At 35.5% G+C, this 7351-nt stretch carries 5 protein-coding genes and 1 pseudogene; 2 read left to right on the top strand and 4 right to left on the bottom strand.

Annotated features, from left to right (window positions below; translation table 11 throughout):
- A pseudogene (locus FFR48_RS23425) lies at window positions 1–188 on the top strand (hypothetical protein); the annotation flags it as partial.
- Here the strand turns inward: FFR48_RS23425 and hppD are convergent.
- The 3 genes from hppD to FFR48_RS23410 all read right to left on the bottom strand — a co-directional run bounded on the left by hppD (window position 157) and on the right by FFR48_RS23410 (window position 3983).
- Entirely contained in the window at window positions 157–1212 is a 1056-nt protein-coding gene (gene hppD / locus FFR48_RS23420) for a 4-hydroxyphenylpyruvate dioxygenase (protein ID WP_190346656.1), read from the bottom strand. The pseudogene FFR48_RS23425 and the gene hppD sit on opposite strands and share 32 nt — an antisense overlap.
- A gap of 143 nt (window positions 1213–1355) precedes the next feature.
- Window positions 1356–2060 carry an SDR family oxidoreductase gene (locus tag FFR48_RS23415; RefSeq protein ID WP_137669024.1) on the bottom strand — a complete coding sequence of 235 codons (705 nt, stop codon included), beginning with the start codon at window positions 2058–2060 and terminating at the stop codon, window positions 1356–1358.
- Between the two features lie 129 nt (window positions 2061–2189).
- Window positions 2190–3983, bottom strand: a complete 1794-nt coding sequence (locus tag FFR48_RS23410) for a 4Fe-4S binding protein (RefSeq protein ID WP_137669023.1) — start codon at window positions 3981–3983, stop codon at window positions 2190–2192.
- Window positions 3984–4894: 911 nt separating this feature from the next.
- On the opposite strand from FFR48_RS23410, the gene FFR48_RS23405 reads away from it, so the two are divergent.
- Window positions 4895–7153, top strand: coding sequence for a GumC family protein (locus FFR48_RS23405; protein WP_137669022.1), 2259 nt, complete (start codon window positions 4895–4897; stop codon window positions 7151–7153).
- Here the strand turns inward: FFR48_RS23405 and FFR48_RS23400 are convergent.
- Window positions 7139–7339: a hypothetical protein gene (locus FFR48_RS23400; RefSeq protein WP_162501947.1), complete on the bottom strand. Its 201-nt coding sequence runs from the start codon at window positions 7337–7339 to the stop codon at window positions 7139–7141. The genes FFR48_RS23405 and FFR48_RS23400 overlap by 15 nt on opposite strands.
- Between the last annotated feature and the right edge of the window lie 12 nt (window positions 7340–7351).

Raw genomic sequence — 7351 nt, 5'->3', positions numbered from 1 at the left:
GAAACATAAAATTGATTACCCAGTCACCAGTCACCAGTCACCAGTCACCAGTCACCAGTCATCAATCACCAATCACCAATCACCAGTCACCAATCACCAATCACCAGTCACCAGTCACCAGTCACCAATCACCAATCACCAGTCACCAGTCACCAATCACCTGTCACCTTTTACAAACCCCCGTTTAATTTGTTCGCTTTCCATAGCAGTAAATAAAGCGCGAAAATTACCTTCACCAAAACCAGCAGCTTGAGAACGACGTTCAATAAATTCCAAGAAAAAAGTAGGTTCATTAAAAATTGGCTGGGTGAAAATCTGCAATAGTAAAGCTTCTAAAGGTGCATCTTGTTGAGAGTCTACCAAAATTTCTTGTTGGGCGATCGCCTGTAATTCTTCAGGTGATAAAGGCAATTCTAAACGTTGTTGTAATTGTAAATAATAGCTTTTGGGAACAGAGAGAAAAGATAAACCAGCAGCCCGAAAACGAGCGATCGCATCAATTAAGTTTGCAGCTTGTAAAGCGATATGTTGCACACCAGAACCACGATTAAATGCTAAAAATTCCTGAATTTGGGAATTAGCAGAAGCAGGTTCATTAATTGGTAATTGTACCTTACCATTAGCAGAAATCATCACCTGACTATGCAAACCAGAAAAATCAGTTTGAATATTAAAACTTTGTTGGGGTTGAAAATCAAGAATATTCTGATACCATTTAACAGCAGTTTGTAAATCCCCGACTTCCACATTTAAAACCACATGATCTATACCTATAAAACCATCCTGTTCAATAATTGTTTTCTCAATATTTCTTTCAATTAATGAATGACTTAATTTACCCCAACCGGAAATTTTTGCATATTTGTAAAATTCACCATTTTCAACAGGTTGTAAAAGTGTAGCACCATTAGCAGTAGCCTTTGCCGTAACTGCCTTTAAATCTTCCACCACAAAAGCCACATCAACTACACCAGGAGGATGAAAACGTAAATATTCCGCTACAGGGCTACAGGGTAAAAGAGGTGAAGAAAGTAAAAAATAGACATCACCATTTTTCACAACTTCAGTCAGAGTGTGTAATGAACTTCCCTGATTTTCATAACTTGAAAAAAATGAATTAACTACTCTTTGAAAACCCAGATATTTGACAAACCAATCGCGCCAAGTGTGGGCATCTTCTACATAGAAGTGAACGTGATCAATTTGCAGCATATCAGTTATCAATTATCAGTTAACAGTGATCAGGTAAATGAAACACACCAGCAATAAAACTAAGTTTCTCTTTACGACTTTGCACCTCTGCACTTTGCGCGAAACTTGTATTTAAGTATGATTCATTTACCTGAAAAAAGCTCTTAGAAAAATAAATGACTATCAGGCTGAATATTAATTTCCATTGGCACAGCTTGAGGTTCAGCCGATAAAGCATAGAAAACAGCATTAGCCGCCGTTTCACAACTTAACATTTTACTTCTATCTACTTTTAAACTTACATTGTCCCAGAAAGGAGAATCTACACCACCAAAATAAAACAAAGTAAACTTGACACCAAAACGTTTAAGTTCATCCGCCATACACTTACTAAAACCCACAACCCCAAACTTAGAAGCAGAATAAGCCGCAGCCATCGGCATGGAATGTTTACCTAAAATCCCGACTATATTACAAATATGGCCAGATTTGCGTTTTTGCATTTCCTTAGCAGCAGCTTGAGAGGTATAAAAACAACCTTTTAAATTTAAGTCCAGAATTTTATCTAATTCCCCTGATTCTATATTGTTGTATGCCTTGAGAATACCTAAACCAGCCGCATTTACCAAAACATCAATTTTACCGAACTGCGCCACAGTTGCTTGTATCAATGCTTCCACCTGTTCTGGTTGTGTAATATCCGTTGGCACTGTCAGCACTTCCCCTGATAACTCACTAGCTAATGTTGTTAAATTCAAGGCATTTCTAGCAGCTAATACCAATTTAGCCCCAGTGGGTGCAAGTTGACGAACTAAGGCTGAACCAATACCACCAGTAGCACCAACGATGACAATAACTTTATCCTGCATGACAGTATTGATAATCCCTTTACATTTCTTTATATACTATAGCACTAGTCATGAGTCAGTCGGGGTTATGACTCCCGGACTTCTTAAAGAAGTCCGGGATCTAAATAAAAACTTTATATTTCATATTTCTCATTTTTCTTTTTCCTGCGATCGCCTTAATTTCTGCAAACTATCTTTTACTAGTACAAAACCAGTATACTTGGTTGGTACATAAAGAATTTTATCGAAATGTTTTTGCAATACCTGATTCAAATCTTGCAGTTTTTGCAATAGCTCATCATTTTCTACATTATTTTCTACATTTTTTATTTCCAGAGGAGAATTGATAATTTCTACGTTTTCCACACCCAACTGATTGAGAATTTCCCAGTGTTCATCCTCTGAAATTTCCAAATCTTGAGCCATTTTTTGTAATACTTCTAAACCTTCAGAGTATTTCATCTTTCCTTCTACTAAAAATTCCCGTGCCACACCTTTGTATGCATGATAGAGTTTGTTTTTTGTGAAAGTTGGTAATACCTTGGCTAATACATATATTTCATGAGTATTTAATTCCTTAATAGAACGTCCATCTAAATATTTGGGCAAATTGATATCTAGTTTTTCTAGTTGCTTGCATAAACGATTAGCAACACTTTCTCTTGAGTAAATATCCTGGCTACGTCCCCAAGTTTTGTATAGCCACATTGTACTCAAGATGACTAATAATATATCGTATAAATATTGTATCCATAATGGCAATAATATAATGAGAGGAAGACCAGCAAAAATAAAAAAGAAGTTGAAAATGCCAAAGGTGCAAATGGTAAAAATTCGATGTCTAATAGTATCAATAGAAAGATGAAGATGATGACGCAGACTATAAGCTTTTGCTTTCTTTTCTATTACTTTTCCCCACCCATAGCCCAGGGCTGTAAATCCTCCAAGAGTCATAGGCACTGCAACTATTTTAGGTATATTAACTGTTTTTCCTAACACATAAAATCCCGGTGCAAACAGTGATGCAAGTTGATCGGTTTCTCTTGCCCAAATACCAGAAAAGTAATAATCCCAATAACCAGCATACAGATAGTAATAAACAAAATAACCAATAACTAAACCAACATAGCCGTAACGTACAAACGATGATTCTGGACGTTTTAAATCAGACCAATAAGTTCTTTCGGAATCAATATCAATACAAGGATTTTGACAAGCTACACAAGCACTTTTTTCTTTACCATCTGGTAATGTAGTACGGCACATTGATTGAGTAATTAATTCCTCACTTGTATGAGCCTGACTGCTAAATAATCCACCAGGTTCACTATAAATCCTTTGCACTGTAGCCATCGGACAAAAGTAGTTACACCAAGACTTACCACTATATAAATAACCCACAATAATAGCGAATGCAATGGTAAATAATAGCCATAATGTTAACATTAAACGATCTGCATTAAAAAATAAAATACGACCACATAACCCTACAAACAGCCATGCAAATTGTACATAGGGATAATTTTTGCCTAACCATGAATCAGGCTTAATTTTGACTAACTCATAACGTATTTTGCCAGTTTTAGGATCTTCTCGTTTGATTTGACGCTGCCAACCTAAAGAGCGGGGAATTTGTGATAAAAAAGATAGGGGGCAAATTCTTCGCCACATTTCATGTCCGAACACTAGTAAAATGAAAATAGAAATAGGAATAATTGCTCCCCAAAATAAGGTTGTTCCCAGAGGATAAGGCTGTTGTGATAGGCATTTATCTTGTACTTGAATACAAGTATTGGACAATCTCAAAGGACTCCAAGTATTTTCAGGTTTAGTCAATATTGAAGATAAAGGATCATATAAAAAAGATGCCATTAATCCTAGCCATAGGATAGTTAATACCCAGCGGATCTTGTGTATGAGAGTTTCAGATATACGATTAAACATGATTATTCGGTACTTGTTATGCTAAATTACTATTGGGTAAGAAAGAACAGGTAACGGGGAACAGGGAAAAAATCTTTGAAAAAATCTTTAATTTTCTAGTTTTTTAATAGAAATAATAATCATTGATACAGCTATAAGCATAGTTTTTTCTATGAGGTACTACTTCTTATATGCTGATAATAGCTATCTATTGTTACCTCTGGAGTCGGAAAAGTCGGATCTGTCAGTCGGAAAAGTAGGGGAGGGGTAGGTAATTCACAAGGGTAGGTATTTTACATTGTCGTCAGGGCAAGACTTGGTGGACAAGGTGGACAAGGGAGGAAAACCGTACAAAATCAGATGCTCTTGGTAACCAAAAAAGTCCGTCAAAATACTGTTGTGCGTATCAAATCTTCCTTGTCCATCCCTTCGACTACGCTCAGGACAAGCCTTCCTTGTCTTCCTGGTCTTGCCTTCACAGATCATATTAAAAACCTACCCCTGTGAGGGGGGTAGCAATGTGATTAAAATCATACTATACTACTTTTAAAACATCCTCTTAGGTTTATTTAATGTTTATTTAATGTTTTTTTAATGTTTTTTTTAAAGTTAGATCACTTATCGTCCTGAATATTTTTCATACTTAATATATTTCCTATTTATCCTTCATTAAATATTTAAAATTCTTCTGAATAAATTTACTATCATAGTGCTGACTGGACATATATCGGGATGAATTAATGATCTAAGAGCTATGTAGGATATGTTCTGTCAAGTAGTTCATCAACATGGAAAGAATAACTCTTATTGATGTAAGAAATAACTTTGAGTATCAATTATCTCCAAGGAAAAATATCTCAAAGTTTGATCTCAAAATTTGCTCTCATCATTATCTTCCAGATATATTATTTTCATAGTAGAGGACTTTTCTAGTGGCTACAAGTCATCTCAATCGTAAACAAGTAATTACTACCTCTAAACAAAGCGTATTTGATCTTAGACAAATAGCTACAATTTTGTTTTACAGACGCTTTTTAATTTTGGGGGTTTCTTGTGCAGTAATATCAGTTACAAGTCTTTTGGCTGTCATCACAAAACCGATGTACCAGAGTTCTATGCAAATCATGATAACTGATGATTTGGATCAAGAATTACGATCAACTCAGAGCCAAATACAGAGCCAAACACAGAGCCAAACACAGAGCCAAATAGATGCAACCAGTCAGTTAAATAATTCTGATAATTCATCTGGAGAATATACCCAGCAGATGAAATTAATGCTGAGTTCTAAACTAGTACAAAAAGCAGTTGATTTACTACGTGCTGATTATCCCAATATTACCTTAGAAGATATCAAAGGTAACAGTGATACTGGCAAAACTGGATATTTGCAAATCAAACCCGCAGAAGAAAAATTATCATCTAATGGGGTTAATAATCAAGTATTTATCGTTTCATTTAAAGACCCCGATCCTGTCAAAACCCAAAGAGTATTACAAGCTCTGCAAAAAGTTTATCAAGACTATAATCTTGAACAAAAAAATCAGCGTGTTAATCAAGGTTTAGCCTTTGTTAACAACCGATTACCAAGGTTACAGAATGAGACATTAGCGGCTGAAAAAAGATTAGCATTTTTTCGCCGGAAACATAATGTAATTGATCCACAAATACAAAGTAAAATATTGTTAGAATCTCTGGCTGATATTCAGAAACAACGACAAAATAACCGGTTACAACTCGAAACTGTAGAAAATCGCTACAAAAGTCTAGAACAAAAATTAGCATCTTCCCAAAAGAATGCACAGTTAACTGCTAGTTTAAATCGTTCCAGTAACTATGAAGCTTTAGTCAATGAACTTAGAAAAACAGAAGCTAATTTAGCTCAGGAGCGTTTGCGCTACACCGATAATTCTCCAGTGGTGATCAGACTGAAGGAAAAACGCCAACTTCAGATGGCATTATTACAAGAACAATTGCAAAATACAGCTACTAATACTGATCAAAATACAGAGAATTTATTAACTGTTGATAATAAATTATCTGAGGAGTTAGCCGGGTTGAGTAAACAACGAAATTCACTCATTAATAAAGAAAATAACTTAGTTAAATCTGAACAAGAAATTCGCACACAATTAAATACATACCCCAGCCTTATATCAGAATATAATCGTTTGTTATCCGATGTAAAAATCCAACGCCAAACACTTGAACAACTGGTACAATTCCAACAATCATTAGGATTGAAAATTGCTCAAAGCGGATTTGAGTGGGAAATTTTGGAAGAACCAGCAGTAGGTATTTATATTGGTACAAAAAAATGGTTATTGATTATTGGTGGAATAGTAACTGGACCAATTTTAGGTGTGATTGTAGTCTTAACTTGGGAAATGTTTAACAAGGTAATTTTTTCACCTTTACATTTACAAAAACTAACAAATATCAGATTACTTGGTTCTGTGCCAAAATTGGGTAAACCTAGTTTAAAAAGCAGATTGAAAGAAATATTGAGACAGAAGCAAGAAAAACAAGCATCGGTAATTACAGAAAACATAAATACAGAAAACATAAAGACAGAAAACAAAAGTAAATTATCCAGCCATGAAACCCTGGATATGATTTACCAAAATCTGCAAATCTTTAAAAATTCCTTACCTTTTAAATCCTTGATGTTGACTTCTGCACTACCAGGAGAAGGGAAAACAACCTTAACTTTAGGGTTGGGAGCGAGTGCAGCGAATATGCACCAACGGGTATTAGTCATTGATGCTAATTTGCGATCGCCCAGCTTACACAAAATTTTGGGAATCTCTAATGATTGGGGTTTATCTTTATTATTGCTGGATGACATCAAGACACAATTTCAAAATTATATTCAACCTATTCACCCATCAATAGATGTTTTAACCGCAGGACCCCAACCAGATAATGTAGTGAATCTCCTCAGTTCAGAAAGACTTAAAGAATTAATAGAGTCTTTTGAAAAAATCTATGATCTAGTTTTAATAGATACTTCTTCTATTTTAGATAGTGTTGATGCGAGAATTATCGCCTCTGTTTCTAATGGTATTGTCATCGTCGGACGCATCGGGCAATTAACACCACATCAACTAATGCAAACAACAGAAATTTTGAGTCAGTTAAATTTAATTGGTATTGTTGCCAATGAAGTCAATAATTCAGGTGACTGGTGACTGGTGACAGGTGACAGGTGACTGGTGACAGGTGACTGGTGACTGGTGACTGGTGACAGGTGACTGGTGACTGGTGACTGGTGACTGGTGACTGGTGACTGGGAAAATACAAATAATTTCTCCCTGACTCCTGACTCCTTGATCTCCTGTAAGGGCGAAGGGGGATAAATTATCAATTTTTATCACAGGTTATTTTCC

The sequence above is a fragment of the Sphaerospermopsis reniformis genome (genome assembly GCF_005402885.1).
Taxonomy (GTDB): domain Bacteria; phylum Cyanobacteriota; class Cyanobacteriia; order Cyanobacteriales; family Nostocaceae; genus Sphaerospermopsis; species Sphaerospermopsis kisseleviana.
The sequence above is the reverse complement of the archived record's forward strand: the minus strand, read 5'-3'. Positions and strand labels throughout refer to the sequence as shown.

What these genes read in the sequence shown, in the direction of transcription:
- FFR48_RS23415 (WP_137669024.1), bottom strand. Translation starts at nt 2,060, where the DNA reads ATGCAGGATAAAGTTATTGTCATCGTTGGTGCTACTGGTGGTATTGGT.
- FFR48_RS23410 (WP_137669023.1), bottom strand. Translation starts at nt 3,983, where the DNA reads ATGTTTAATCGTATATCTGAAACTCTCATACACAAGATCCGCTGGGTA.
- hppD (WP_190346656.1), bottom strand. Translation starts at nt 1,212, where the DNA reads ATGCTGCAAATTGATCACGTTCACTTCTATGTAGAAGATGCCCACACT.